Origin of the sequence: Streptomyces sp. NPDC093984, assembly GCF_044764595.1 — a bacterium.
GTDB lineage: Bacteria > Actinomycetota > Actinomycetes > Streptomycetales > Streptomycetaceae > Streptomyces > Streptomyces cynarae.
On the sequence record NZ_JBIWIM010000010.1, the window covers coordinates 94069 to 119066 of the forward strand.

The 24998-nt window shown below is 73.0% G+C and carries 22 protein-coding genes; 9 read left to right on the forward strand and 13 right to left on the reverse strand.

Translation table 11 applies throughout. The features are described from left to right. Positions 1 to 46: 46 nt before the first annotated feature. Positions 47 to 328, reverse strand: a complete 282-nt coding sequence (locus ACIRC0_RS29840; protein WP_403622019.1) for an acylphosphatase — start codon at positions 326 to 328, stop codon at positions 47 to 49. A 139-nt stretch (positions 329 to 467) separates the two neighbouring features. Here ACIRC0_RS29840 and ACIRC0_RS29845 point away from each other — a divergent pair, with 139 nt between their 5' ends. After that, on the forward strand, positions 468 to 1433 hold the full coding sequence (locus ACIRC0_RS29845) for a CAP domain-containing protein (protein WP_403622022.1): 966 nt from the start codon (positions 468 to 470) through the stop codon (positions 1431 to 1433). Between the two features lie 82 nt (positions 1434 to 1515). Here the strand turns inward: ACIRC0_RS29845 and ACIRC0_RS29850 are convergent, their stop codons facing one another. Next, positions 1516 to 2100: a flavodoxin family protein gene (locus tag ACIRC0_RS29850; protein ID WP_403622025.1), complete on the reverse strand. Its 585-nt coding sequence runs from the start codon at positions 2098 to 2100 to the stop codon at positions 1516 to 1518. Between the two features lie 135 nt (positions 2101 to 2235). Between ACIRC0_RS29850 and ACIRC0_RS29855 the strand changes: the two genes are divergently transcribed. Continuing rightward, entirely contained in the window at positions 2236 to 2637 is a 402-nt protein-coding gene (locus tag ACIRC0_RS29855) for a winged helix-turn-helix transcriptional regulator (RefSeq protein WP_403622028.1), read from the forward strand. Here the strand turns inward: ACIRC0_RS29855 and mutM are convergent. The 8 genes from mutM to recG form a co-directional block, all read right to left on the reverse strand. Continuing rightward, on the reverse strand, positions 2610 to 3470 hold the full coding sequence (gene mutM, locus ACIRC0_RS29860) for a bifunctional DNA-formamidopyrimidine glycosylase/DNA-(apurinic or apyrimidinic site) lyase (RefSeq protein ID WP_403622031.1): 861 nt from the start codon (positions 3468 to 3470) through the stop codon (positions 2610 to 2612). The genes ACIRC0_RS29855 and mutM overlap by 28 nt on opposite strands. Positions 3471 to 3896: 426 nt before the next feature. Then, positions 3897 to 4724 (reverse strand): ribonuclease III, encoded by an 828-nt coding sequence (rnc, locus tag ACIRC0_RS29865; RefSeq protein ID WP_403622034.1) that lies wholly within the window; start codon positions 4722 to 4724, stop codon positions 3897 to 3899. A gap of 19 nt (positions 4725 to 4743) precedes the next feature. Further along, positions 4744 to 4917 (reverse strand): 50S ribosomal protein L32, encoded by a 174-nt coding sequence (rpmF, locus tag ACIRC0_RS29870; RefSeq protein ID WP_003951102.1) that lies wholly within the window; start codon positions 4915 to 4917, stop codon positions 4744 to 4746. A gap of 2 nt (positions 4918 to 4919) precedes the next feature. Continuing rightward, the gene (locus ACIRC0_RS29875) at positions 4920 to 5564 is read right to left on the reverse strand and encodes a YceD family protein (RefSeq protein WP_403622037.1); all 645 of its coding nucleotides are present in this window, start codon (positions 5562 to 5564) and stop codon (positions 4920 to 4922) included. Positions 5565 to 5749: 185 nt separating this feature from the next. Next, positions 5750 to 6802 (reverse strand): cell division initiation protein, encoded by a 1053-nt coding sequence (locus tag ACIRC0_RS29880; protein ID WP_403622040.1) that lies wholly within the window; start codon positions 6800 to 6802, stop codon positions 5750 to 5752. Positions 6803 to 6923: 121 nt separating this feature from the next. Next, positions 6924 to 7403 carry a pantetheine-phosphate adenylyltransferase gene (gene coaD / locus ACIRC0_RS29885; protein WP_200422737.1) on the reverse strand — a complete coding sequence of 160 codons (480 nt, stop codon included), beginning with the start codon at positions 7401 to 7403 and terminating at the stop codon, positions 6924 to 6926. A gap of 26 nt (positions 7404 to 7429) precedes the next feature. Further along, entirely contained in the window at positions 7430 to 8017 is a 588-nt protein-coding gene (rsmD, locus tag ACIRC0_RS29890; protein ID WP_403622043.1) for a 16S rRNA (guanine(966)-N(2))-methyltransferase RsmD, read from the reverse strand. A 113-nt stretch (positions 8018 to 8130) separates the two neighbouring features. Further along, a complete protein-coding gene (gene recG / locus ACIRC0_RS29895; RefSeq protein WP_403622046.1) occupies positions 8131 to 10347 on the reverse strand; it encodes an ATP-dependent DNA helicase RecG in 2217 nt (738 codons plus the stop codon). Between the two features lie 167 nt (positions 10348 to 10514). Between recG and ACIRC0_RS29900 the strand changes: the two genes are divergently transcribed. Both ACIRC0_RS29900 and ACIRC0_RS29905 read left to right on the forward strand, forming a co-directional pair. Then, complete coding sequence (locus tag ACIRC0_RS29900; protein WP_403622363.1) at positions 10515 to 12371, forward strand: HSP90 family protein; 1857 nt, start codon at positions 10515 to 10517, stop codon at positions 12369 to 12371. Beyond that, positions 12368 to 15268 carry a tetratricopeptide repeat protein gene (locus ACIRC0_RS29905; RefSeq protein WP_403622049.1) on the forward strand — a complete coding sequence of 967 codons (2901 nt, stop codon included), beginning with the start codon at positions 12368 to 12370 and terminating at the stop codon, positions 15266 to 15268. The genes ACIRC0_RS29900 and ACIRC0_RS29905 overlap by 4 nt, the downstream gene beginning before the upstream one ends. 55 nt (positions 15269 to 15323) lie before the next feature. Here the strand turns inward: ACIRC0_RS29905 and ACIRC0_RS29910 are convergent, their stop codons facing one another. Then, on the reverse strand, positions 15324 to 17024 hold the full coding sequence (locus ACIRC0_RS29910) for a DAK2 domain-containing protein (RefSeq protein ID WP_403622052.1): 1701 nt from the start codon (positions 17022 to 17024) through the stop codon (positions 15324 to 15326). A gap of 287 nt (positions 17025 to 17311) precedes the next feature. Between ACIRC0_RS29910 and rpmB the strand changes: the two genes are divergently transcribed. From rpmB to ACIRC0_RS29925, 3 genes are all read left to right on the forward strand, one after another. Beyond that, on the forward strand, positions 17312 to 17497 hold the full coding sequence (rpmB, locus tag ACIRC0_RS29915; protein ID WP_403622055.1) for a 50S ribosomal protein L28: 186 nt from the start codon (positions 17312 to 17314) through the stop codon (positions 17495 to 17497). A 109-nt stretch (positions 17498 to 17606) separates the two neighbouring features. Then, entirely contained in the window at positions 17607 to 20627 is a 3021-nt protein-coding gene (locus ACIRC0_RS29920) for a BTAD domain-containing putative transcriptional regulator (RefSeq protein ID WP_403622058.1), read from the forward strand. A gap of 35 nt (positions 20628 to 20662) precedes the next feature. Next, positions 20663 to 21865: an FAD-dependent monooxygenase gene (locus ACIRC0_RS29925; RefSeq protein WP_403622060.1), complete on the forward strand. Its 1203-nt coding sequence runs from the start codon at positions 20663 to 20665 to the stop codon at positions 21863 to 21865. Positions 21866 to 21876: 11 nt separating this feature from the next. On the opposite strand, the gene ACIRC0_RS29930 is transcribed toward ACIRC0_RS29925, so the two are convergent. Continuing rightward, entirely contained in the window at positions 21877 to 22839 is a 963-nt protein-coding gene (locus tag ACIRC0_RS29930) for a thiamine-phosphate kinase (protein ID WP_103838079.1), read from the reverse strand. A gap of 206 nt (positions 22840 to 23045) precedes the next feature. Here ACIRC0_RS29930 and ACIRC0_RS29935 point away from each other — a divergent pair, with 206 nt between their 5' ends. Together ACIRC0_RS29935 and ACIRC0_RS29940 are read left to right on the forward strand one after the other, a co-directional pair. Further along, positions 23046 to 23279, forward strand: a complete 234-nt coding sequence (locus tag ACIRC0_RS29935; RefSeq protein ID WP_028802415.1) for an Lrp/AsnC family transcriptional regulator — start codon at positions 23046 to 23048, stop codon at positions 23277 to 23279. A 20-nt stretch (positions 23280 to 23299) separates the two neighbouring features. Then, entirely contained in the window at positions 23300 to 23782 is a 483-nt protein-coding gene (locus ACIRC0_RS29940; protein WP_403622063.1) for a DUF3515 domain-containing protein, read from the forward strand. Positions 23783 to 23818: 36 nt separating this feature from the next. On the opposite strand, the gene ACIRC0_RS29945 is transcribed toward ACIRC0_RS29940, so the two are convergent. Further along, positions 23819 to 24976: a D-alanine--D-alanine ligase family protein gene (locus tag ACIRC0_RS29945; RefSeq protein WP_403622066.1), complete on the reverse strand. Its 1158-nt coding sequence runs from the start codon at positions 24974 to 24976 to the stop codon at positions 23819 to 23821. Between the last annotated feature and the right edge of the window lie 22 nt (positions 24977 to 24998).

The window sequence follows — 24998 nt, forward strand, 5'->3', positions numbered from 1 at the left end:
GGTGGCACGTCCCTGCGCTTCTCGGCGGGGTTCTTCGGGCTCCGGCTCAGCGGATCGCGAAGCCGTCGTAGCCGCCGCGGGGCGTGTCCCAAATCTCAGTGACTCCGTCCACACGCCCGGGTGTGTCGTCGCCCCGGAGCCACTCCAGCAGGCGCTCGCACCCCTTCCGGGGCCCCTCGGCGACGATCTGGACCCGTCCGTCGTCCAGATTGAGAGCAAAGCCACTCAGGTCGCCGATCTCCAGCGCCTTGGCCCGGGTGAACCAGCGGAAACCCACCCCTTGGACACGTCCGCGCACCCACGCGACCAGCCGTGCGTCGTCGTTCATGGGTGCACGCTAACCGGCCAATGTCCCTCCCGGCACATCCGCCCCGTGCGCGATGCGGTACCGTCCCCACCCATAACTCTCACGTGAAACTCACACGATCGTGTGAGTTGCGCCGACCGCAAGACCAGGAAGGCCAGCAATGGGACGCCACCGACGCTCCGCCGCCGGACGCGCCGCCACGGGGGGCCGCGCCGAGAGGGTCACAGAGAGCTACGACACTCCGCCGGAGCGCTACGGCCCGGAGAACCTCTATGGCTTCGCCGCGGTCCTGGAGGCCGAGCGGCGTGCTACCCGCTCGCACCGCAGGAAGAAGGCCCCGACGCCGGTGCGCACGGGTCTGCTGGGCGTCTCCGCCGCCGTGGCGCTGGGCACCGTGGCGGTCGCCACCGGGGTGCTGCCCGGCGGCAACCACTTCTCGGTGAGCGGCGACCCAGGCGATGTGCAGGCCGGCGGCACCACCCCGTCGGGCTTCGCCACCCAGCAGGGCGGCACGAGCGGCACCGCGGACTCCCGCGGGTCCTCGTCCACCAGCCGTGACGCCGACCGCTCGCCCACGCCGGCGGCGACCGCGACCCCCTCCACCCCCTCGGCGTCCTCGGCGGCGCCGACGACCGAGCCCGCGCGGACACCGTCCCCGACCGCGACAGGGAGCACGGCGACGGCCGCGCCGCCGTCCGAGCAGCGCACGAAGAAGCCGGTGACGATCCCGCACCAGAAGGTGACCTCCGAGGCCGCCGCCGAGGCCGAGGTGCTCAGGCTGGTCAACCAGGAGCGGGCCAAGGTGGGCTGCTCCCCGGTGACCCCCAACGGCCCGCTGCGCAAGCTGGCGGAGGCGTTCAGCGAGGACATGGCCGCGCGGAACTTCTTCGACCACACCGACCCCGACGGCAAGGACCCGTGGCAGCGGGCGGCCGTGCTCGGCATAACGGACCTGGGTGGCGAGAACATAGCTCGCGGCCAGGCGACCCCGCAGGACGTCATGGACGCCTGGATGAACAGCCCCGGCCACCGGGCGAACATACTGAACTGCGACTTCACCACCCTGGGCGTCGGAGTGCACTTCGGCTCCGGCGGCCCCTGGTGGACGCAGGACTTCGGCTACTGACGCACTCCTGTTACGGCCGCAGCCGTACGCGCGTGCCCCCGCCCGGGTGTCCGGGGCGGGGGCACGGCTGTGTGCGGGCGGCTCAGGCGGCCGCGCGGCCGAGCGTGAAGACGCGTGCCGCCTCCGCGACGCGGCGGCCGAGGTGCCGGGCGGTGGCGATGTCGGCCTTGTGGACGGCCTCCGGGCCCTCGTCGTTGTTGGTCTGGGCGGCGGCGCCGGCGAAGACGCCGAGGCGGTTGAGGTCGTGCTCGGAGCCGGTGCTGACGTTCCAGCCGGGGTGCAGACCGAGGTTGACCCAGTTCATGCCGTGCTGCGCGGCCAGGATCTGGAAGAACTGCAGGGTGTGCAGCTTGTCGCCGCTCTTGGACCCGGAGTTGGTGAAGCCGGCGGCCAGCTTGTCCTTCCAGTCCTGCCCGAACCACCGCTTCGAGGACGCCTCGGCGAAGACGTGGAAGGCGCCGGACGCGGTGCCCATGTAGGTCGGCGAGCCGAAGACGATCGCGTCCGAGGCGTCGAGGATCGCCCACTGCTCGTCGGTGATCTCGTCGACCTTGATCAGGTGGACCTGGGCGCCGCCGTCCGCGGCGCCGTCCCGTACGGCCTCGGCGAGGACGGCGGTGTGGCCGTAGCCGGAGTGGTAGGCGATGGAGACAACAGGAGTGGTCACGGTTCGCTCTCCTCAGAGGTCATGAAACGGCAGCCACAGCGAAGCGCGCAGCTCACCGGTGATGACCAAAGGAAAGCACTAACTTTTGGTTAGTGCAACCTGGCGGTTAGCGCTGCCCTCGCGTACGCTTGGAGCATGAACCGCACCCAGGAGCGCACGGAGGAACAGGACCTCGCCTACAACGTGTTCGCCAAGGCATGCCCCTCACGCGGCACGCTGGAGCACGTCACCGGCCGCTGGGGCGGACTCACGCTCGGCGCGCTGTACGAGGGCTCGATGCGCTTCAACGAGCTGCGCCGCCGGGTCGACGGCGTGAGCGAGAAGATGCTGTCCCAGACCCTGCACGCCTTGGAGCGCGACGGCCTGGTGCACCGCGAGGCCCAGCCGACCAACCCGCCACGGGTGGACTACGAACTGACCCCCCTCGGCCGCGAGGTCGCCGAGCGCCTGCTGGCCCTCATCCACTGCGTGGAGGGCCGTATGGACGACGTCCTGGCGGCCCGCGAGCGTTACGACGAGACGCGCGGCGCCCTCTGACAGCTCGGGCAGAAGTAGCTGGAGCGGTTCATCCAGGGGCGGCGGCGCAGGGGCGTGGTGCAGCGCCGGCAGGGCTCGCCCTCGCGGCCGTACGCGTCCAGCGACCGGTCGAAGTAGCCCGACTCCCCGTTGACGTTGACGTAGAGGCTGTCGAAGCTGGTGCCGCCGACGGCGAGCGCCGCGTTCATCACGTCCCTGATGTGACCGAGGAGTTCCGCCGTACGGGGGCGCGTGAAGCCGGCGGTGGGGCGCTCGTAGTGGATGCGGGAGCGCCACAGCGCCTCGTCCGCGTAGATGTTGCCGACGCCGCTGATCAGCGACTGGTCGAGCAGGGCCCGCTTGATGGTGGTGCGCTTGCGGCGCAGCGCCTGGTGGAAGGCCTCGTCGTCGAAGAGCGGGTCGAGCGGGTCGCGGGCGATGTGCGCGATGACGTCGGGCAGCCCGTCGGGGGCGGTCTCGTGCAGTGAGAGGCCGCCGAAGGTGCGCTGGTCGACGAAGCGCAGCTCGGTGGCGAGGGCGTCGTCGAAGCGGACCCGGATCCTGAGGTGCTTCTCGTCCGGCGCCTGGTGCGGCTGGACGAGGAGCTGACCGCTCATGCCGAGGTGGGCGAGGACCGCCGTGCCGGTGGTCTCGACCGGGATCCAGAGGTACTTCCCGCGGCGGCTGGGGGTGCCTATGCGCTGCCCCTTCAGCCGGTGCGCGAAGTCGTCCCCGCCGGCCAGGTGACGGCGGACGGACCGCGGGTGCAGCACCTCCACCTCGGCGACCGTCCGGTGGGCCACCCAGCGCTCCAGCCCGCGCCGCACGACTTCGACCTCGGGCAACTCGGGCACGGACTCCTCCGAAGGGGTGAACAGGGGGCGACGTCCGCAGCGTACCTCTTGGTCAGGAACGGGTGACGCCCGTCCGGAACGGCGGGACGAAGCGCGCCGACCGCCGGTGCGTACCCGCAAGGAGGGTGCGTACCCGCAAGGAGGGTGCGTACCCGCACGGAAGGACCGGCGCCGCGCGCACAGGAGCGGACGCCGGCCGCACGGCTCGCCCGCGGGGTATCGCCTCCGCGCTCCTGGCGCGACGTGGCGGACGCTGTCGAAGCGTCTTCGGGCGTTCGATGCGTCCGTCTTCGGCGTTCGAAGCGTCCGTCCTCGGGCGTTCGAAGCGTCTTCGGGCGCTCAGCACGCTTCCCCGGCCCCGGGTCGTTCCATGAAAACGGCCCCTGCCCCGGCACAGGTGCCGGGGCAGGGGCCGTGATGAAGGAATCAGGCCGTGGCCGTGTCGCTGGCCGGGGCCGTGGCGGCGGTCTCGGTGGTCCCGTCGGGGGCCCCCGCCTCGGCCGCCGCCTTGGCGCGCTCGTCCGCGGCGGCGCGGATGGAGCGCCAGGCCGACTCCGCGGCCTGCTGCTCCGCCTCCTTCTTGCTGCGGCCGGTGCCGGTGCCGTACGAGACGCCTCCGACGCGGGCGGCAGCAGTAAAGGTCTTCTCGTGGTCGGGGCCGGTCTCCGTGACCAGGTACTCGGGAACGCCGAGCCCCTCGGTCGCGGTCAGCTCCTGGAGGCTGGTCTTCCAGTCCAGGCCGGCGCCGAGATTCGAGGACTTCTCGATCAGCGGGTCGAACAGGCGGTGCACCAGCTCCGCCGCCGATTCCAGCCCCTGGTCGAGATAGACAGCACCGATCACCGCTTCGAGGGTGTCGGCGAGGATGGACGCCTTGTCCCGGCCGCCCGTGCCCTCCTCGCCCCGGCCGAGCCGGATGAAGGAGCCGAGGTCGAGCCCGCGGCCCACCTCCGCCAGCGCACGCGAGTTGACCACCGCGGCCCGCAGCTTGGCCAGCTGGCCCTCGGGCAGGTCGGGGTGGGTGCGGTACAGCGTGTCGGTGACGACGAGGCCGAGCACGGAGTCCCCGAGGAACTCCAGGCGCTCGTTCGTCGGCAGACCGCCGTTCTCGTACGCGTAGGAGCGGTGGGTCAGCGCACGCACCAGAAGGGCGGACTCGACCTTGTAGCCGAGCCGCCCTTCCAGAAGCGTGTGGGACGAGGCTGTGTTGTCCGCCTTTTTCCTGGCGGTTGGGTCCGCCTTGGCGTCAGACATCAGACCTCTCACCAGCCGCTCAGACCTCGAGGACCTGGCGCTTGTTGTAGGTGCCGCACGACGGGCACGCGATGTGCTGCTGCTTGGGCTCGTGGCAGCGCTCGCACGCGACCAGGGTGGGGACCGCAGCCTTCCACTGCGACCGGCGGTGGCGCGTGTTGCTGCGCGACATCTTCCGCTTCGGAACAGCCACGGCTACTTCTCCTGCTTCTCGTCGACGCCCGCTTCGGCGCCGCTCGTCTCGTCCTTGTCGCCACTCTGGAGTGAGTCGGCGAGTCCCTGCAGTGCCGCCCAACGGATGTCGGCGGCGTCGTGGTGGTGGTCCGGGTCGTCCGCGAGCCGCGCCCCGCACTCGGAGCACAGGCCCGGACAGTCTTCCTGGCACACCGGCTGCATCGGCAGTGCGAGCACCACCGCATCGCGCAGCAGAGGTTCGAGGTCGAAGAGTCCGTCCTCGAGGAAGAACCTGTCCTCGTCGTCCTCGGCGTCGTCGCCCGGTTCCGCGATCACACGGCCCCGGTCGTCGGCGTCAGGGTACGAGAACAGTTCCTGGAAGTCCGCTTCGAGCTCCAGCCCGACCGGCTCCAGACACCTTACGCACTCCCCCTCGGCCCTGGCACGGGCGGTGCCCGTGACGAGCACCCCTTCCATGACCGACTCCATGCGGAGTTCGAGCTCCACCGGGGCGCCTTCCGGCACTCCGATGACCCCGCGGATACCGAAGTCCTTCGGGGCGTCGACCGTGCGGGTCAGGCGCTGCAGCGCACCAGGCCGCCGACCCAGCTCGTGCGTGTCGAACACGAGGGGGTTGCGGTGGTCGAGGCGGGCGTTCAGGGCCATTCCTGCTTTCGGTCTTCGAAGCTCGGGGGAACGCTGCCCTCCGGTGTTCCCGGGCAGCGCTGATCGCGGACGTCTACGAAACAGCGTGTGCGTACGCGCGACCGAAGAGCCAGAATACTGGACCTTCCGCTCTCGGCCCAATCCGGTCCGCCCGAGGGGGTTCCGGGCCGCGTGCGCCGGGGCGCTCAGTGACCGCCGCGTTCCTGTTCGTAGGCCCGCAGCTGCTCGGCGCTGATCATGCTGGTGTCGAAGAGGCTGGTCTCGTCGAGGGCGCCTGTCGCGCCGTATCCCTGCTGGCTCTGGCCCTGGTCGTACGCGGCCTGCTGGTGCTGGTCGTAGGCCCCGGCCTGGGGGTAGGCGGCGTACGGGTCGGCCTGCTGGTAGCCGTAGGCGTCCTGCTGGGCGTACGTCTGCTGGTAACCGTACTGGTCGGGCTGCTGGTAGCCGTACGGGTCCTGCGCCTGCGCGTAGGCCGGCTCCGTCTGCTGGGCCGGGATCGCGGGCGCCGGGTCCGGGGTGTCGGCGAGGGCCGCGAGGTCGGCGAGGTAGTCGGCGTCGCTCGTGTGCTGGACGGTGGTGGTGTCGCCGGCCAGCGCGCCGAGGTCGTCGGTGGCGATCCGGCCGTGCAGCTTCTGGCGGCCCTTGCCGACGGCCTGCAGGGTCTTGGCGAGGACGGCCTCGAAGGCGCCGAGCTTGGCGTCCACGTACGCGTCGGCGTCGCGGCGCAGGGTCTCCGGGTCGTGGCTGCGCTCGGGGGCGTCCTCGTCCTCGTAGCCGTTCTCGTCGAGGCCGGGACCGGTGCCGAGGAGCTTCTCGCGGCCGCGGCCGACCGAGCCGAGCGTCTTGGTGAGGACGACCTCGAAGTTGGCGAGCTTGGAGTCGACGTAGTCGTCGGCCTCGGCGCGGATCTCCTCGGCCTCCTGGCGGGCTTCGGCGAGGATCCGGTCGGCCTCGGCCTGCGAGCGGCGGGCGACCTCCGTGTCGGAGATCAGGGAACCGCGCTGGGCGTGCGCGCTCTCGATGATCCGCTCGGCCTCCTGGCGGGCCCGCTCCACCATCTGTTCCCGGTCGCCGATCAGCTCCTGGGCCTCGGCCAGGGAGTCGGGCAGCGCCCGGCGCACCTCTTCGAGCATCGCGAGCAGCTCGGCGCGGTTGACCACGCACGACGCCGACATGGGCATGGACCGGGCGCTGGAGACCACCGCGACGATCTCGTCGAGCTTCTTCTGCACGTCCACCGTGTGCTCGCCACTCTCTACGGATGTGTTGGAGACGGACGGATCGACTGTACGGCCACTGCCGCACCACCCGACACCGGATGACGGGCTGTCAGGTTCTCGGGGTCCTGCCGGGCACCGCTCAGTCCTTCTTCAGGCGCTGGTCGAGGGCCTGAAGGACGATCGGGGGCACCAGGTGGGAGACGTCCCCGCCCCAGGCCGCGACTTCCTTGACGAGCGAGGAGGACAGGAAGCTGTAAGTGGGGTTGGTGGGGACGAAGAGGGTCTCGACACCGGAGAGGCCGTTGTTCATCTGGGCCATCTGCAGCTCGTAGTCGAAGTCGCTGACGGCGCGCAGGCCCTTGACGATGGCGGGGATGTCGCGCTGCTTGCAGAAGTCGACGAGGAGGCCGTGGAAGGACTCCACCGTGACGTTCCCGAACTCGGCGGTGACCTGGCGGATCAGGTCGATCCGCTCGTCGATCTCGAACAGGCCCTTCTTGGCCTTGTTGATCATCACCGCCACGTACACCTCGTCGTACAGCTTGGAGGCGCGGGCGATGATGTCGAGGTGTCCGTTGGTGATCGGGTCGAACGACCCGGGACAGACGGCGCGGCGCACTTGTGATCCCTCGCTCTCCGGTCCGGTCATCGTGCGTCTTCGCACGTAGAGGCGGCGCGACCGTACCAAAACGTGCCCTCGCCGTAGCGACGGGCCCGGATCGCGTCGAAGCCGTCCGGCCACTGGAATTCCCCGCCTCTGGTGCTGCGCTCCACGGTGACGAGGGCGTCGGCCGCGAGCCAGCCCCCTGAGCGGAGTGTGAGCAGAATCTCGCGAAGATCGTCGTCGGACACGGCGTACGGGGGGTCGAGGAAGACGATGTCGTACGGGTCCGCCGGCGCCGATGTCCGGATGATCTGTTCCGCTTTGCCCGCCCTGACTTCGGCGCCGGGCAGGCCGAGCGCCCTGACGTTCTCACGGACGGTGCGGGCGGCGCGGGCATCGGCCTCCACGAGGAGGGTGTGGCCGGCCCCGCGGGACAGGGCCTCCAGGCCGACGGCGCCGGAGCCGGCGTACAGGTCGAGGACCCGTTCGCCGTCCAGCGGGCCGCCGAGGAGGGCCTGCCAGGTCGAGAAGAGGCCCTCGCGCGCCCGGTCGGAGGTGGGGCGGGTCCCGTGCCCGGGCGGAACGGCGAGCCGGCGCCCGCCGGCGCGACCGGCGATCACGCGGGTCATCTCTTCGGTCCTTGTCGGTCTTGTCGGTCTGCGTGCGGTGACGTCTTCAGTCTCTCAGCCACGCCCGGCGCTGAGCACGGGCGCCTCATGCCCGCTCGGGCTCGGCGACGGGATCAGCCCTTCTCCAGGTACTGCTCCCTGTCCTCGTCCAGCAGGGCTTCCAGTGCCGTACGCAGCCCGGGCAGATGTTCGAGGTCGGGGTCGGCCGCCACCACCGCCGCGGCCTCCTCACGGGCCTGGGTGATGATCTCCTCGTCGTCGATGACGGCGAGCATGCGCAGCGAGGTGCGGGCGCCGGACTGGGCCTGGCCGAGGACGTCGCCCTCGCGGCGCTGCTCGAGGTCGAGCCGGGAGAGTTCGAAGCCGTCGAGCGTGGAGGCGACCGCGGTCAGCCGCTGGCGGGCCGCGCTCGCCTCCGGCATCTCGGAGACCAGGAGGCACAGCCCCGGCGCCGAGCCCCGCCCGACCCGGCCGCGCAGCTGGTGGAGTTGCGAGACCCCGAAGCGGTCGGCATCCATGATCACCATCACGGTGGCGTTCGGGACGTTGACGCCGACCTCGATGACCGTCGTCGCGACCAGGACGTCGGTCTCGCCGGCGGCGAACCGGCGCATCACCGCGTCCTTGTCGTCGGGCGGCATCCTGCCGTGCAGCACCTCGACGCGAAGGCCCTTCAGCGGCCCCTCGGCGAGCTGGCCGGCCACGTCGAGCACCGCGAGCGGCGGGCGCTTCTCCGCCTCGTCCTCGGGCGACTTCCGCGCCTTCCCGGGGTCCTCCTCCTCGTCGCCGATCCGCGGGCACACCACGTACGCCTGATGCCCGCCCGCGACCTCCTCCCGGACCCGCTCCCAGGCGCGCGCCAGGAAGTGGGGCTTGTCCGCGGCCGGCACCACATGGCTGGCGATCGGCGACCGCCCGGCCGGAAGCTGGTCGAGGACGGAGGTCTCCAGGTCGCCGAAGACGGTCATGGCGACGGTCCGGGGAATCGGCGTGGCGGTCATCACCAGCAGGTGCGGTGGCTGCTTGCCCTTGCCGCGCAGTGCGTCGCGCTGCTCCACCCCGAACCGGTGCTGCTCGTCCACCACCACCAGCCCGAGGTCGTGGAACTGCACCTTGTCCTCGATCAGGGCATGGGTGCCGATCACGATCCCGGCCTCCCCGGTGGCGAGATCGAGCAGCGCCCGCCGTCGCGCGGCGGCGCCCATGGACCCGGTGAGCAGCACCACCTTGGTGGCCTGCTCGGCCCCGCCGAGCATCCCTGACTCGGCCAGCTCGCCCATCATCTCGACGATCGACCGGTGGTGCTGCTGGGCGAGCACTTCCGTGGGCGCGAGCATGGCGGCCTGCCCGCCCGCGTCGACGACGGCGAGCATGGCGCGCAGGGCGACCAGGGTCTTGCCGCTGCCGACCTCGCCCTGGAGCAGCCGGTGCATCGGGTGGTCCGTCGCCAGGTCGGCGAAGATCTCCTTCGAGACCTTCTGCTGGCCTTCCGTGAGCGTGAAGGGCAGGCGCTCGTCGAAGGCCGCCAGGAGGCCGTCCGGCTTCGGCCTGCGGGCCACCGCCGGGAGTTGGGTGTCCGCGTGGCGGCGGCGGGCCAGGGCGACCTGGAGGACGAACGCCTCGTCCCACTTCAGGCGGGAGCGGGCGTCGTCGATGTCCGCCTTCGTGTGCGGGCGGTGGATCTTCAGCAGGGCCTCGGGGAGGGAGATCAGGCCGCGGCCCGCGCGGAGCGACTCCGGGAGCGGGTCGATCGCCTCCTGGGCGCTGGGCAGCACCGTCTGCACCGCCTTGGCGATCTTCCAGGACTCCAGCTTGGCCGTGGCCGGGTACAGCGGGATCAGGGCGCCCGCCCAGCTGTCCACCGCTTCGGCCACGTCGTCGCCGCGCAGCAGTTCGTAGGCCGGGTGGGCGAGTTGGAGCCTGCGGTTGAAGACCGAGACCTTGCCCGCGAACAGCGCGCGGGTGCCCGGCAGGAGTTCCTTGTGGGGCTTGTGCACGCCGTTGCCGAAGAAGACGAGTTGGAGGCGGCCGCTGCCGTCGGTGATGGTCACCTCCAGGCGCTGGCCCTTGCCGCGGGGGGCCTTGGCCGAGGCGAACGTGTGCAGACGGGCGTCGGCGACCTGGGCGACCACCGTGACGTGCTCGTCCATGGGGAGGTCGGCGAGGTGGGTGAGCTGTCCGCGCTCCTCGTATCTGCGCGGGTAGTGGTGGAGCAGGTCGCCGACGGTGTGCAGGCCGAGGTGCTCGGCCATCACCTTCGCGGTGGCGGGGCCGAGCACCGACTTCAGTGGCTGTTTCAGCGGTTCTTGCAGTGCGGGCACGAGATCCATTGCACACCACGGCACTGACAATGCCGTATACGTCTTGCAAAACCGCTGGTCAGCGGGGTGGTTCCGGGCCTACGATGGCCCACCCCCGGCTCGCTCCGCGGTCACCGCCCCACCGGGACCGCCCGACCCCGCGCCGTCGAACGTCCCCCACCCGCGGCGCCGTGACGATGGATTCCCAGACCTCACAGTCCTCACAGGCCTCACAGTCACCCACGTCGGCCCATACCTTCCAGGTCGACCTGCGTGGGCTGGTGGACCTGCTCTCCCATCACCTCTACTCCAGCCCCAAGGTCTATCTGCGCGAGCTGCTGCAGAACGCGGTGGACGCGATCACCGCCCGCCGCGCCGAGCAGCCCGACGCGCCCGCCACGGTCCGGCTGTACGCGGACGGCGGCGCGCTGCGCGTGGAGGACTCGGGCATCGGGCTCACCGAGTCCGATGTGCACAACCTCCTCGCCACCATCGGGCGCAGCTCCAAGCGGGCCGACTCGGCCGCCGGGCTCCAGGAGGCGCGCTCCGACTTCCTCGGGCAGTTCGGCATCGGACTGCTGGCGTGTTTCGTCGTGGCCGAGCGCATACGGGTCGTCAGCCGCAGCGCCCGTACGCCGGATGCGCCGCCCGTGGAGTGGACGGCCGCCGACGACGGTTCGTACGTCGTGCGCACACTGCCGCCGGACGCCCGGCCCGAACCCGGCACCACCGTGCACCTGGTGGCGCGTCCGGGTGCCGGCGACTGGCTCTCCGCGGACCGGGTACGGTCCCTGGCACGGGACTTCGGGTCGCTGCTGCCCTACGACGTCCGGGTCGGCGACGAGCCGGTCACGGAACTGCCGGCGCCCTGGGACCGCGCCCACCCCTCCCCCGCGGCCCGCAGGGTGGCCCTGGCTCGCCACTGTCACGACCTGTTCGGGTTCACCCCGCTGGACTCCATCGACCTGGATGTGCCGCTCGCGGGCATCCGGGGTGTGGCGTACGTGCTGCCGACCGCGGTGAGCCCGGCGCAGCGGGCGGGTCACCGGGTGCACCTGAAGGGCATGCTGCTGACGGAGCGGGCCGAACAGCTGCTGCCGGACTGGGCGTTCTTCGTGCGCTGTGTGCTCGACACGGACAGTCTGCGGCCCACGGCGTCGCGCGAGTCGCTGTACGAGGACGAGACCCTCGCGGCCGTGCGCGACGCCCTCGGGGAGCGCATCCGGTCCTGGCTGACCTCTCTCGCCGCCGGGGACCCCGAGCGCCTCGCCGCCTTCCTGTCGGTGCACTACCTGGGCGTGAAGTCGCTGGCGCGGCACGACAGGGAGATGCTGCGCACGATGCTGCCGTGGCTGCCCTTCGAGACGACCGACGGGCGGCTGTCCCTGGAGGAGTTCGCGCAGCGGCACCCGGTCGTCCACTTCACCCGGACGGTGGAGGAGTACCGCCAGGTGGCGGCGATCGCGTCCGCGCAGGGCGTCGGGGTGGTCAACGGCGGCTACACGTACGACAGCGAGCTGATCGAGGCGCTGCCGTCGGTGCGCCCGGGCACGGCCGTCGCCGAACTGGACGCGGACACCGTGACCGCGCACCTGGACGCGGTCGACCCGGCCGAGGAGCTGGCCCTGTCCGCCTTCCTGGCGGCGGCGCGCGCCAGGCTCGACGCGCTGGGCTGCGACGTCGTGCTGCGCGCGTTCCATCCGCTGTCCGTTCCGGCGCTGCACCTGGACGACCGGGAGGCGCGGCACGAGCAGGCACGCGCGGAGGCCGAGGGGCAGGCCGACGAGCTGTGGGCGGGCATCCTGGGCTCGCTGCGGGGCAGTGCTCCACGCGCGCGCCTGGTGCTCAACCACCTCAACCCGCTGGTCCGCAGGATCAGCTCCCTGAAGGACCCGGAGCTGATCGGCACCGCCACGGAGTCGCTGTACGGGCAGGCCCTGCTGATGGCCCAGCGGCCGCTGAGGCCCGCGGACTCCGCGCTGCTGAACCGTGCCTTCATCGGCCTTCTGGAATGGGCCACCCACACCGACTCGCCCAAGGACGGCTTCCGATGAGCCAGGTCATGGACTTCGACGCGCTGCGCCAGGCGATGGCGGACAACTACGACCAGCCGGAGGGCCCGGCGCGCAACGCGCGCGCGGAGCGGCTGCTGGTGGAGGCGGAGAAGCTGGGCATCCCGCTGGCCGTCATCGAGGCGCTCGGACACCAGTTGAAGGTGTACAACTACAGCTCCGAGAAGGACAAGATGTTCGTCCCGTTCGCGCGGCTGCTGCGCATGTGGGACGAGCGCCCGGAGGACTTCGACGAGTACGAGTCCCATTCGCTGCACTGGGTCTTCAAGTGGATGTCGGCGGGCATGCTGGGCCAGCCGCACATCCCGCTCGCCTCCATCGAGAAGTGGCTCGGCGAGATGGAGCACCGCTACCGGCTGGCCGGGTACTCCGAACGGGCCGTGCGCAGCGCCGAGTTCAACATCGCCGCGCACGTCGGGGACCTGGAGCGGGCCGAGCGGGCGTACGCGGCGTGGCTGGCCGCCGACCGGGACGCGATGGCCGACTGCCACGCGTGCGAGCTGCACGACCAGGGCTGGTGGCAGTCCCGCAAGGGCGAGGACGAGCGGGCGCTTCAGTTGTGGCGGCCGGTCCTGGAGGGCGAGCACGTCTGTGCGCACGAGCCGCACGCCGCCCTTGCCTCCTCCCTGCTGCCGCTGCTGCGGCTGGGCCGCCTGGACGAGGCGCGGGCGCACCACCTGCGCGGACTGCGGCTGGTGCGGGCCATGGAGAGCATGCGCTCCTCCTACGCGGACCACGTGGAGTTCTGCGCGCTGACCGGCAACGAGGCGCGCGGCCTCGAACTGCTGGCCGAGCGGCCGGCGTACTTCACGGACTCCGGGGAGCCGCGCAGCAAGCTGAACTTCCTCGCCGTGGTGGCGCTGCTGATGGACCGGCTGGTCGAGCGCGGGCTCGGCGACCAGGTGGTGCCGGGCCCGGCCGGCCGGGAGTGGACCGCCCGGGAACTCGCCGTCCACGCGCGCGGGGAGGCGCTGGCGCTGGCCGCCCGCTTCGACGCGCGCAACGGCACGCCGTACGTCGGCGAGCGCGCCCGCGAGCGCATGGACCGCCGCCCGCTGGTGGACCGGCTGCCGCTCGGCGTGCGCGCCACGCGCCCGGCACCGGTGGCGCCGCCCCCGCCCGCCCCGCGGGCCGAGGAGCGGGACCTCGCGGACCTGCTCGCCGAGGCGCGCCGGCTCGCGGACGCCCTGGACCCGGCCGCCATGGACGCCTGGGCGGCGGTGGCGCGTGCCGCTCGGGGCCGGGAGCTGGACCCCCGCGACCAGGCGGACCTCGTCGACCACGAGGCGATGAGCCGGGGCCCGGAAGGTGCCGAACTGTTCGAGCGGGCGGCCGAGTTGTACCTGGCCGCCGACGACCCCGGTGAGGCGCTGGCGGCACGCGCGCGTGCGGCCTTCGTCCGCTCCCTGACGGGCCGCCCGGACGAGGCGCTGGAGACGGTCACCGCGTTGCGCGAGGAGGCGCTCGCGCTGTTCGAGGCGGGCGGGACGGGGGTGCGGCAGACGGCGTCGGTGCTCGTCGGACGGACCCGCGTCCTGATGAACCGGCTGCACGAGGACGGCGGCGACGCCGGGGCCGCCCAGGAGGCCGCCCGGGAGCTGCTGGCGTTCGCCGGGCCGCACACCGCCGATCGCCACCTGGCGTATCGGGCCGCAGAGGCCAAGGCCGTGCTCGGGGAACTGGCGCTGCACGCCGGGGACCCCCGAGCAGGGGCCGAGTTGCTGGCGAGGGCGGCCGAGGAGTACGTGGCGGCGGGCCTGCCGTGGTTCGCGGTGGAGCACGAGGCCCGGCTGGCCGGCATCGCCCGGCAGCTCGGCGACGCGGAGTCGGCCGAGCGGGCGGCCCGTGCTGCGCTGGAGCACGGCCAGGGGCACCTGGAGCCGGTCGGGCAGGCGCAGCTGCACCTTCAGGTGGCGGAGGTGCTGGCGGCGTCGGGGCGGTTCCCGGAGGCCGCCGGGCACGCCCTGGAGGCGGCGCACTGGGCCGACGAGGCGGGCGAGGGCCCCAGGCTCGGCGCCTGGGCGCGGCACCAGCTGGGCGGGTTCCTGCTGCGGCAGGGGCGGTTCGCGGAAGCGGCGGAGGTGCTGGAGTCGGCGCTGCCCGACCTGACCGCCGAGACGCACGGTGACGGGGCGATCGTGCAGACCCAGTGGTGGCTCGGCGACTGCCACACGCAGCTCGGCGAGCACCGGGAGGCGGCCGAGCGCCGGCTGCGGGCCGCGGAGATCGCCCGGCACTGGCCGGACCAGCGGGACCACGCCATGCTGGCGCACCTGGCCGCCGAGGCGCTGGGCCGCGCGGACCTGCCGACGGAGGCGGACCGGGCGTACGCGCGCGCCGGTGACCTGTGGCGCGAGCTGGGCAACACTCCGGGTCTGGTGCGCGCGCTGCGCGCCCGGGCGTGGCTCGCGGCTGGCGGGGAGGCGGGCCTGGACGCGGGGCGGGAGCTGATGGCCGAGGCGGCGCGGGAGTGCGCGGCGGCGGCGGACGCCACGGCGGACGACGACGCGCGCGCCGGGCTGATCATGGAACTCGGCCACACCCACCGCCAGTTCGGCGAGCTGGTCGCCCGGTCGGTCGAGGACGGCGCGGACGAGGAGGCGACGCACGCGGCGTTCGAGGAGGCGCTGACGCACCTGACGGAGGCGATCGCCGCCTTCGCGTCCCTCGGCGCGGGGGCCCTCGGTCCCCGCACGGCCGCGGAACTGGCCGCGGGTTGGCTCGAGGCCGACCTCGGGCGTCCGCACGAGGCGTCGGCACGCGCGCGTGCGGTGCTGGCGGCCTACGAGGAGGCGGACGCCGACGCGGAGACGGCCGAGGCCCGGCGGGCGGAGGCGGAACGCCTGCTGGAACTGCCGACCACCCGGCAGGACGGGTGACGGTCGCCGCCGGGCGCCCGCCTCCTCACGGAGGGGCGCCCGGCGGCGCTCCGGATCACTCCACGCCGATCAGCAGCAGCGGCCCCTGACGGCCGCCCCGGTACACCACCGTGTCCACCGCCAGGTACGACTCGCGCACCCGCGCCTCCAAGTGCTCCGCGACGGCTTCCGGGGCCTCGTCGGCGAGGACCAGGGTGACCAGCTCGCCGCCCGCCGCGAGCATGCGGGTGAGGACCGTCTCGGCCGTCGCCGTGACCTCGGAGCCGATGACCGCGACATCGCCGTCGATCAGGCCGAGGACGTCCCCGGCCTGGCAGATGCCGGCCATCGTCCAGGACCGCTCCGCCGCCACGGTCACCTCGGCGTACCGGGTCGCCCCGGCCGCCGACGTCATCGCCACGACGTCCTCGTCGAAGCGCCGCTCCGGCTCGTGCACGGCCAGCGCCGCGATGCCCTGCACCGCGGACCGGGTCGGGATCAGTGCCACGCGGACGCCCTCGGTGCGGGCCTGCTCGGCCGCGGCGGCCGCGGTGTGGCGCAGGTCGGCGTCGTTGGGCAGCAGCACCACCTCGCGCGCGTGCGCCCGCCGTACCGCCTCCACCAGCTCCCCGCTCGCCGGGGGCTCCCCCGGGCGGGCGAGCACGGTGGTCGCACCGGCCTCCTGGTAGAGCCCGGCCAGGCCCTCGCCCGGCACCACGGCCACCACCGCCCGCTGCACCCGCTCGCGCGGCGGTCGCCCGGCGCCCGCGGTGTGCGCGTCATCGGCGCCGAAGTGGGTGATCCGGATCCGGTGCGGCCGCCCGGCCTCGATGCCCGCCTCCACGGCGGCGCCCGCGTCGTCGGCGTGGACATGGACGTTCCACAGCCCGTCCCCGCCGACCACCACCAGCGAGTCCCCGAGCGCGTCGAGCCGCTCCCGCAGCCGCGCCACGGCCGCGTCGTCGGCATCGAGGAGGTAGATCACCTCGTACGCGGGCCCGCCTCCGTCGGCGGAGCAGTCCCCGGCCCCCTGGCGGGGCACGGCGGTCCTGGGGTCCGGCACGCGCGCGTGGCCGCCGGAGGCGGCGGCCGACGCCTCCACGGCCACCCGGGGCGCCTCGCCCGTCAGTGTCTCCACCAGCGCCGCGAGCACTGCCACCAGCCCCCGGCCGCCCGCGTCGACGACTCCGGCGCGCTCCAGGACCGCCAGCTGTCCGGGTGTCGCCGCGAGGGCCGCTCGCGCTCCCTCGTACGCCGCCCGTGCCACGCTGCCGCAGTCGCCCTCGGCGCCGGTGACCGCGTCCGCGGCGGCCGAGGCGACGCTCAGCACGGTGCCCTCCACGGGGTGCGCGACGGCCTGGCGCGCGGAGTCGGCGGCCTGCCTCAGGGCGAGCCGCAGCCCCTGCGCGTCGGCGTGGGCCGTCTCGCCGTCGGCGGCGAGCACCTGTGCCATGCCGCGCAGCAGCTGCGCGAGGATCGTCCCGGAGTTGCCGCGGGCCCCGATGAGCGCGCCGTGCGCCATGGCCCGTACGGCGTCGGCGAGCGCAGGCCGCCCCTCGCTGCCGGCGGCGCCCGTCTCATACCCGGCGAAGACCGCCTCGACGGCCGCCGCGGCCGACTCCACGGTCAGATACAGGTTCGTGCCGGTGTCTCCGTCGGCCACGGGATAGACGTTGATCGCGTCGATCTCCTCGCGCGCCCGCCCCAGCGCCTGAAGGGCGAGAGAGCACCAGGTGCGCACCGCGAGAGCATCCAAGGGCTGCGGCACCTGCGCCACCTGCGCCTCCTTCAGCTGCTGGACGTGGGAGGCAGCGTAGACCCACAAGGGGTCCGGGCCGGAAGAGGGCCGGGGGGACGCCCGTGGCCGGGCCGCCCACGGGGCCGCGAGGAGGTGCGGCGGGACCGTGGTAGTTTCGTTCTACGGGCGCAGCCGATGTATGCTGCTCCGGTTGCCCGATCCAGGTCGGGTGTTTTCCCCTGGCAGCGCCACTCAGATCCTGCGATCTCGATCCCGGCATGCCGGGACCATAACCGTAAGTGCATCTGAAGTCTTTGGAGTGACCCGTGGCTGCCAACTGCGACGTCTGTGGCAAGGGGCCGGGCTTCGGCAACAGCATCTCGTTTTCGCACCGCCGTACGTCCCGTCGCTGGAACCCGAACATCCAGCGTGTGCGTACCGTGGTGGGCGGGACGCCGAAGCGCGTGAACGCTTGCACCTCGTGCATCAAGGCCGGCAAGGTCTCGCGCTGACGTCCAGTTAAGCGCGCGGCCACGCTGGTTCGCTGCACTGAGCCGGTCCACCTCGGTGGGCCGGCTTTTTGCTGTGCCCGCGCGGGCGCGGCCTGCCAGAATCCGCCGCATGCGCTTCGGCATCCTCGGCCCCCTCGACGTCCGCACCGAGGACGGGACCCCGCTCGACGCCGGCGGCCCCCGCCCCCGGGCGCTCCTCACCCTGCTCCTCCTCGACGCCGGGCGGACGGTGTCCACCGAGCGCCTCACCGACGGCCTGTACGGCGACGAGCCGCCCGCGGGAGCCGCGGGAGCCCTCCAGTCGCAGATCTCCCGGCTGCGCAGGCGGCTGGGCCCCCACGCGGAGATCAAGGCGGCCCCCACCGGCTACCGCCTCGCCGTCTCCCCCGACACGGTCGACGCGCACCGTTTCGAACGGCTCGCCCGCGAAGGCTCCACGGCCCTCGCCGGCGGGGACCACCGAACGGCGGCCGCCGTGCTGCGGGAGGCGCTCGCCCTGTGGCGCGGCCCCGCGCTCGCCGACCTTCCCGGCGCACCGGCCGAGCGCACCCGGCTCGAGGAGCTGCGGCTGGGCGCCCTGCAGGACCGCGCCGAGGCGGACCTCGCCCTCGGAGCCGGCTCCGGCCTCGTACCCGAACTGCGCGCACTGCTCGCCGCACACCCGCTGAGCGAACGTCTGTACGAGCTGCTGATGCGGGCCCTGCACGCGGCCGGGCGGCCCGCCGAGGCGCTCACGGTCTACGAGCAGGCGCGCCGCACCCTCTCCGACGAACTCGGCGCCGACCCCTCGCCCGCCCTGTCCGCCCTCCACCAGGAGCTGCTGCGCGGCACGGGTCCTTCCCGGGCCGCGCGCGTGCCGACCCAGCTGACCGGCTTCGTCGGCCGCGCCCCGGAACTGGCCCGCATCCACGATCTCCTCACCACACCCGGCACCCGCCTGGTCACGCTCACCGGCCCGGGCGGTGCCGGCAAGACACGGCTGGCCACGGAAGCGGCCCGCAGGCACCCCGACGTCCACTTCGTCGAGCTGGCCCCGCTCACCGACGGCTCCGCCGTCCCGTACGCCGTCCTCACCGCCCTCGGTGTGCGCGACGGCTTCCGCGGGCCGGCCGTGGACGCCACGGAACGGCTGCTGGCCGCCCTGGAGGACCGTGAGCTGCTGCTGGTGCTCGACAACTGCGAGCACCTCGTCGAGGACGCCGCACACCTCACCGCGCTCGTCCTCGCCGCCTGCCCCGGCGTGCGCGTCCTGGCGACCGGGCGCGAGGCGCTGGGCATCACCGGCGAGGTGCTGTGCCCGGTGCCGCCGCTGCCGCCGGAGCACGCCGAGCGGCTGTTGCTGGACCGGGCCCGGGCGGTGCGGCCCGGTTTCGAGGGTCACGCGCGCGTGGCGGACGTCTGCGCCGCGCTCGACGGGCTGCCGCTGGCCATCGAGCTGGCCGCGGCGCGTCTGCGCACCCTGACCCCGGACGAGCTGGCCGACCGTCTGGACGACCGGTTCCGGCTGCTGTCCCGGGGCGACCGCACCAAGGCACCCCGGCACCGGACGCTGCGCGCGGTCGTGGAGTGGAGCTGGGACCTGCTGGACGACGAGGAGCGCGAGCTGGCCCGGCGGCTGTCCGTGTTCTCCGGCGGCGCGACCCTGGAGGCGGTGGAGGCGGTGTGCGACGTGCCGTTCCCGGAGGACCTCATGGCGTCCCTCGCCGAGAAGTCGTTCCTGGAGGTGGCCGAGGGCCGCTACCGGATGCTGGAGACCATCCGCGCGTTCACCGCCGAGCACCTCGACCGGGCGGGAGAGCGGGAGCGGCTCAGGGACGCGCACGCCGCGTACTGCCTGAGGCTGGCCGAGCGGGCGGAGCCGTACCTCCGCAGCGGGGAACAGCTGCCCTGGCTGGCCCTGCTCACCGCCGAGCACGGCAACCTGGAGGCGGCGCTGCGCCACCTCGTGTCCACCGCTCCCGGGGACGCCCTGCGCCTGATGGCCGACCTGTCCTGGTTCCGACGGCTGCGCGGGCCGCACGGCGAGCAGGTTCCCCTCGCCCGGGCCCTGCTGGCGGCCGTCGGTGACGAACCGCCCGGGCAACTGGCCGAGGAGTACGCCCTGTGCCTGATGAACACGATCACCGGACGCGGCGACGACCCGGCGGAACCCGAGCGCGTCGCGCGGGTGTCCACGGTGATGCGCACTCTCGGCGAGCCGCTGCGGCGGCCGTCCGCGATGGTGCTGTGGGCGCTGGCCGGGGGCCCGCTGCTGTCCGCCGACACGGAAGTCCGGGCCGTCCAGGTCGGTGACGACCCCTGGGGCCGCGCGGTGCTGGACCTCGGCCTCGCCTACCAGGCGCTGTTCTCGGGTGGTGCCGCCGCCTCGGAGGCCGCCTTCACCCGCGCCCTGGCCGGTTTCCGTGCGACCGGCGACCGCTGGGGCATGGCCAACTGCCTCGACCCGCTGGGAACCTTCGCCGACTGGCGCGGCGAGTACGAGCGGGCCCTGGAGCTGCTCGACGAGGGCCTGGCCCACGCCCGGGAGCTTCAGGCCCCGGAGGAGACCGCGGACCTGCTGCGTTCCCGGGCGACCGTGCTGCTGCACCGCGGCGACTTCGAAGAGGCGGCCGCCCAGTTCGAGCAGTCGGCCGCCCTCGCCCACTCCGCCGGCGCCCCCGACAAGGTGGCCGGCGCCCGGCGCGGCCTGGGTGACCTGGCCCGGAGGTCCGGTGACACGGCGCACGCGCGCGTGCGCTACGAGAGGGCCCTGGAGGCTTGCGCGGCCGGCTGGTTCAGCGCCGGTGAAACCGTCCGCATCCTCATCGGGCTCGGCCGCACGGCCGCCGCCGAGGGACATCCGGAGCTGGCCCGCGACTGGCTGGCGCAGGCCGCCGATCTCGCCGCCGAGCAGCCGGGTGTGCTGGAACTGGCCGAGACCGCCGAGGCGTTGGCGTCGATCGCGGAGTCGCCCGAGCGTGCGGCCGTCCTCCTGGGCGCGGCCACGGCCCTGCGGGGCGCACCGCTGCTGGGCGACCCCGAGGTCATCGGCATCCGCCGGGGCATCCGGGCGAAGCTGTCCCCCGAGGCGTACGAGAAGGCCTTCGACGAGGGCCGGCGCCTGCGGTCAGCGGCGGTCAGCGAACGGTAGGCGCACGGTCAGCGGCCCCGGCGACGCTCCTTGCCATGACGAACACACACCGCCTCGGCCACCTGAACGTCCTCGTCTGCGGTGCCGGCGTCGCCGGACCCGCGATCGCGCTGAACCTCGCCCGGTACGGCGCCCGCGTCACCGTCGTCGAGAAGGCGCCCGCCCTGCGCGGCGGCGGCTTCGCGGTCGACTTCCGCGGCCACGTGCACCGCAGGGTGCTGACCGCGATGGGCATCTGGGACGACATCCACGCCCACCAGACCCACATGGGCCGGCAGACGGTCGTCGGCCCCGACGGCAGCCCGCGCGTCGATCTGCCGTCCGAGATGATGAGCGGCGACGTGGAGATCTGCCGCGGCGACCTCGCCCGGATCATGTACGAACGCACCAAGGACCGTGTGGAGTACGTGTTCGGCGACTCCATCGCCACGCTCGACGACACCCCCGACGGCGTCGACGTCACCTTCGAGCGCGGCGCGCCCCGCCGTTTCGACCTCGTGGTCGCCGCCGACGGCCTGCACTCGCACACCCGTCGCCTCGTCTTCGGCGACGAGTCCCGCTACCTGCGCTTCTTCGACCACTACGTGGCCGGCTTCGACATCCCCAACCACCTGGGCCTGGACCGCACCGGCCGGGTGTACAGCGAGCCGGGCCGCGCGGTCGTCATCGGCAACTACGACGGCGACCCGGACCGCGCCGGCGCCCTGCTGGTCTTCCGCTCCGAGCGGCTCACCTACGACCGCCGGGACACCGCCGCGCACAAGCGGATCCTCACCGAGCGGTTCGCGGGCATGGGCTGGGAGGCGCCGGCGGTGCTCAAGGCCCTCGAGGACGCCGACGACCTGTACTTCGACGCGATCGCCCAGATCCATGTGGACCGCCTCACCAAGGGACGCGTGGTGCTGCTCGGGGACGCCGGGTACGGAGCCACGATGGGCGGCATGGGCACGGGCGTGGCGGTCGTCGGCGCGTACGCCCTGGCCGGTGAACTCGCCCTCGCGGGCGGCGACCACCGCAGCGCCCTGGCGGCGTACGAGGCGAGGATCCGGGACTTCGCCAAGGGCTGCCAGAGGATTTCCGGCAACGCGGGCCCGTTCTTCGCCCCGGCCACCGAGCGGCGGATCCGCAGCCGGGACCGGATGTACCGGCTGCTCAGCTCCCGGCCTCTGGCGAGCTTCTTCAAACGGCTGACGGAGAAGGCGGCGACGGCCATCGAGTTGCCGGAGTACCCGTTGTGAGACCCCGGCTGCTACTCGATGTCCGAGAAGTGGTCCCAGCCGCCCTTGCTGGTCCACGGCGCCCCGTCGACCGTCACCTGGGGCAGCGCCGACGGGTTGAGGACCTCGCCGATCACCTTCCAGCGGGCCGGCAGCTTCACGTCCGGCGGGAAGGTGGCGACGATCGCGTGGTCCTCACCGCCGGTGAGCACCCACTGCAGGGGGTCCACGCCCACGGCCTGCCCGATGTCGTTCATCTGGGAGGGGATGTCGATGGCGCCGGAGCGGATGTCGATCCGCACCTTGCTCGCCTCCGCGATGTGCCCGAGGTCGGCGATGAGCCCGTCGCTGACGTCGCACATCGCGGTGGCGCCGAGCCCCGCGGCCGCCGGACCGGCGTGGTACGGCGGCTCCGGGCGCCGGTGCGCCTCCACGAACGCGCGCGGCGAGCGGAAGCCGCGGGAGAGCACCGCGTACCCGGCGGCGGACCAGCCGAGCCAGCCGGTGACGGCGACCACGTCGCCGGGCTGGGCGCCGGCCCGGGTGACCGGCTCCTGGTTGCGCAGGTCGCCGAGCGCGGTGATCGAGATCATGATGGTGTCGCCGCGTACGACGTCGCCGCCGACCACCGCCGCGCCCGCGACCTGGCACTCGTCGCGCAGGCCGTCCATCAGCTCGGTGGGCCAGGTGGCGGGCAGTTCGGCGGGGACGACCAGACCGAGCAGCAGCGCGGTCGGCACGGCGCCCATGGCGGCGATGTCCGCGAGGTTCTGCGCGGCCGCCTTGCGGCCGACGTCGTACGCCGTCGACCAGTCGCGGCGGAAGTGCCGGCCCTCCAGCAGGATGTCGGTGCTCGCCACCACCCTGCGGTCGGGCGCGGCGACCACAGCGGCGTCGTCGCCGGGGCCGACCCGGACCGCCGGGGTGGTGGTGAGCCGGGAGGTGAGCTCCCTGATGAGCCCGAACTCGCCCAGCTCGCCCACGGTGCCCTTCATCGTCGTACGTCCCCTTCTCTTGCCTTCCGCGCCCGGTCGCGAGCCCTCATCGTCCTCGGTACGGTCGTCTCGACCGTCACCTTGTGTCGCCGGTGTTGCCCGGCGCTCACGCCACAGCCCCCGCGGGTCTCCCCTCGGCGAGCGGCGACGCGGTACCGTGGCGTCCCTTCTCTCCACATGATCCTCGTGGCCGCCCTGGAGGTTCCGTGGTACAGGCGTACATCCTGATCCAGACGGAGGTCGGCAAGGCGTCGACCGTCGCCGAGACGATCAGCAAGATCCCTGGGGTGATCCAGGCCGAGGACGTGACGGGTCCGTACGACGTCATCGTGCGCGCCCAGGCCGACACCGTCGACGAACTCGGCCGCATGGTGGTTGCGAAGGTCCAGCAAGTGGACGGCATCACCCGCACCCTGACCTGCCCGGTGGTGCACCTGTAGCCCCCGTCTACGCTTGCCCGGTGGACATCCTGCGTCACCGGCTGCTCGGTCTGCCCGCCCTCGCCCTGCTGATCGCCGCCGTGGGCTGCTCCTCGAGCGACGCGCACCCCTCGGCCGCGGTTCCCAGTCCGGACGCGAAGGTCGCGAAGCTGTGCCGGAACCTGGACAAGGTGCTGCCGCGGAAGGTGGGCGGCCAGGGCCGGAACGACCCCGAGCCCCGGTCCGCGCTGACGGCGGGCTGGGGAAGCCCGGCGATCATACTGCGCTGCGGGGTGGAGCGGCCCGCGGAGATGTCGGACCCGGACGCCGACGGTGCGGAGGTCAACGGCGTGGGCTGGCTGCTGCAGAAGGAGAACGACGGGTCGTTCCGGTTCACGACGACGCTGCGGCAGGCGTATGTCGAGGTGACCATTCCCAAGGCGCGGACGGCTGGGGGCGCGGGGCCGCTCGTCGATGTGGCCCCTGCCATCAAGAAGGCGATCCCCGAGGGGATCGCCTCCTGAGAGCGGATGTGACACACGCTCCGAGCCGTACGGTCCTCAGCGCAGCCCGGTCGCGCGGTTCAGCGCCGCCTGGATCAGGCGGTCGACCAGTTCGCCGTAGGAGATCCCGCTCGCCTGCCACATCTGCGGGTACATCGAGATGGGTGTGAACCCGGGCATCGTGTTGATCTCGTTGATCACGAACTCGCCCTCCTCCGTCAGGAAGAAGTCCGCGCGGACCAGCCCTTCGCAGGACGCGGCCTCGAACGCCGCCACCGCGAGCCGCCGCACCTCGGCGGTCTGCTCGTCGGTCAGCGGGGCGGGCACGATGCCGGGCGTGGAGTCGATGTACTTCGCCTCGAAGTCGTAGTAGGCGTGCGTGTCCGGCGGCGGGATCTCGGCCGGTACGGAGGCGCGCGGGCCGTCCTCGAACTCCAGGACGCCGCACTCGATCTCGCGGCCCCGCACCGCCGCCTCGACCAGGATCTTCGGGTCGTGGCGCTGGGCCTCGGCGATCGCCTCGTCGAGGCCGGAGAGGTCCTCGACCTTGGTGATGCCGATCGACGAACCCGCCCGTGCGGGCTTCACGAACAGCGGCCAGCCGTGCTCGCCGGCGAAGTCGACGATCTTCTTGCGGGCGGCGGACTCGTCGCGCTGCCACTCACGCGGCCGGATCACCACGTACGGCCCGACCTTGAGCCCGAACGAGGCGAACACCCGCTTCATGTACTCCTTGTCCTGGCCTACGGCCGAGGCGAGCACGCCGGAACCCACGTACGGGACGCCGGACAGCTCCAGGAGACCCTGGAGGGTGCCGTCCTCGCCGTAGGGGCCGTGCAGCACGGGGAAGACCACGTCGACCTCGCCCAGCGCCTTGGGCACCGAACCGGGCTCGCTGTAGACGACTTCGCGGTTCGCCGGGTCGACGGGCAGGACGACGCCGCCCTCCTGGGACTCCGCGAGGTCCTCGACGCTGGGCGTGCGGCGTTCGGTGATCGCCATGCGCTCCGGCGCATCGGCCGTGAGCGCCCAACGGCCGTCCTGGGTGATGCCGATCGGCAGGACGTCGTACTTCGTCCGGTCGATGGCGCGCAGCACCGCGCCGGCGGTGACCACGGAGATCCCGTGTTCTGAGCTGCGGCCGCCGAAGACGACGGCGACACGCGGCTTGCGGGGCGGCTGCCCAGGGCTCTGGGGGAGGTTCTCGGTGCTCATATCGCGATGAGAGTACCCGTAG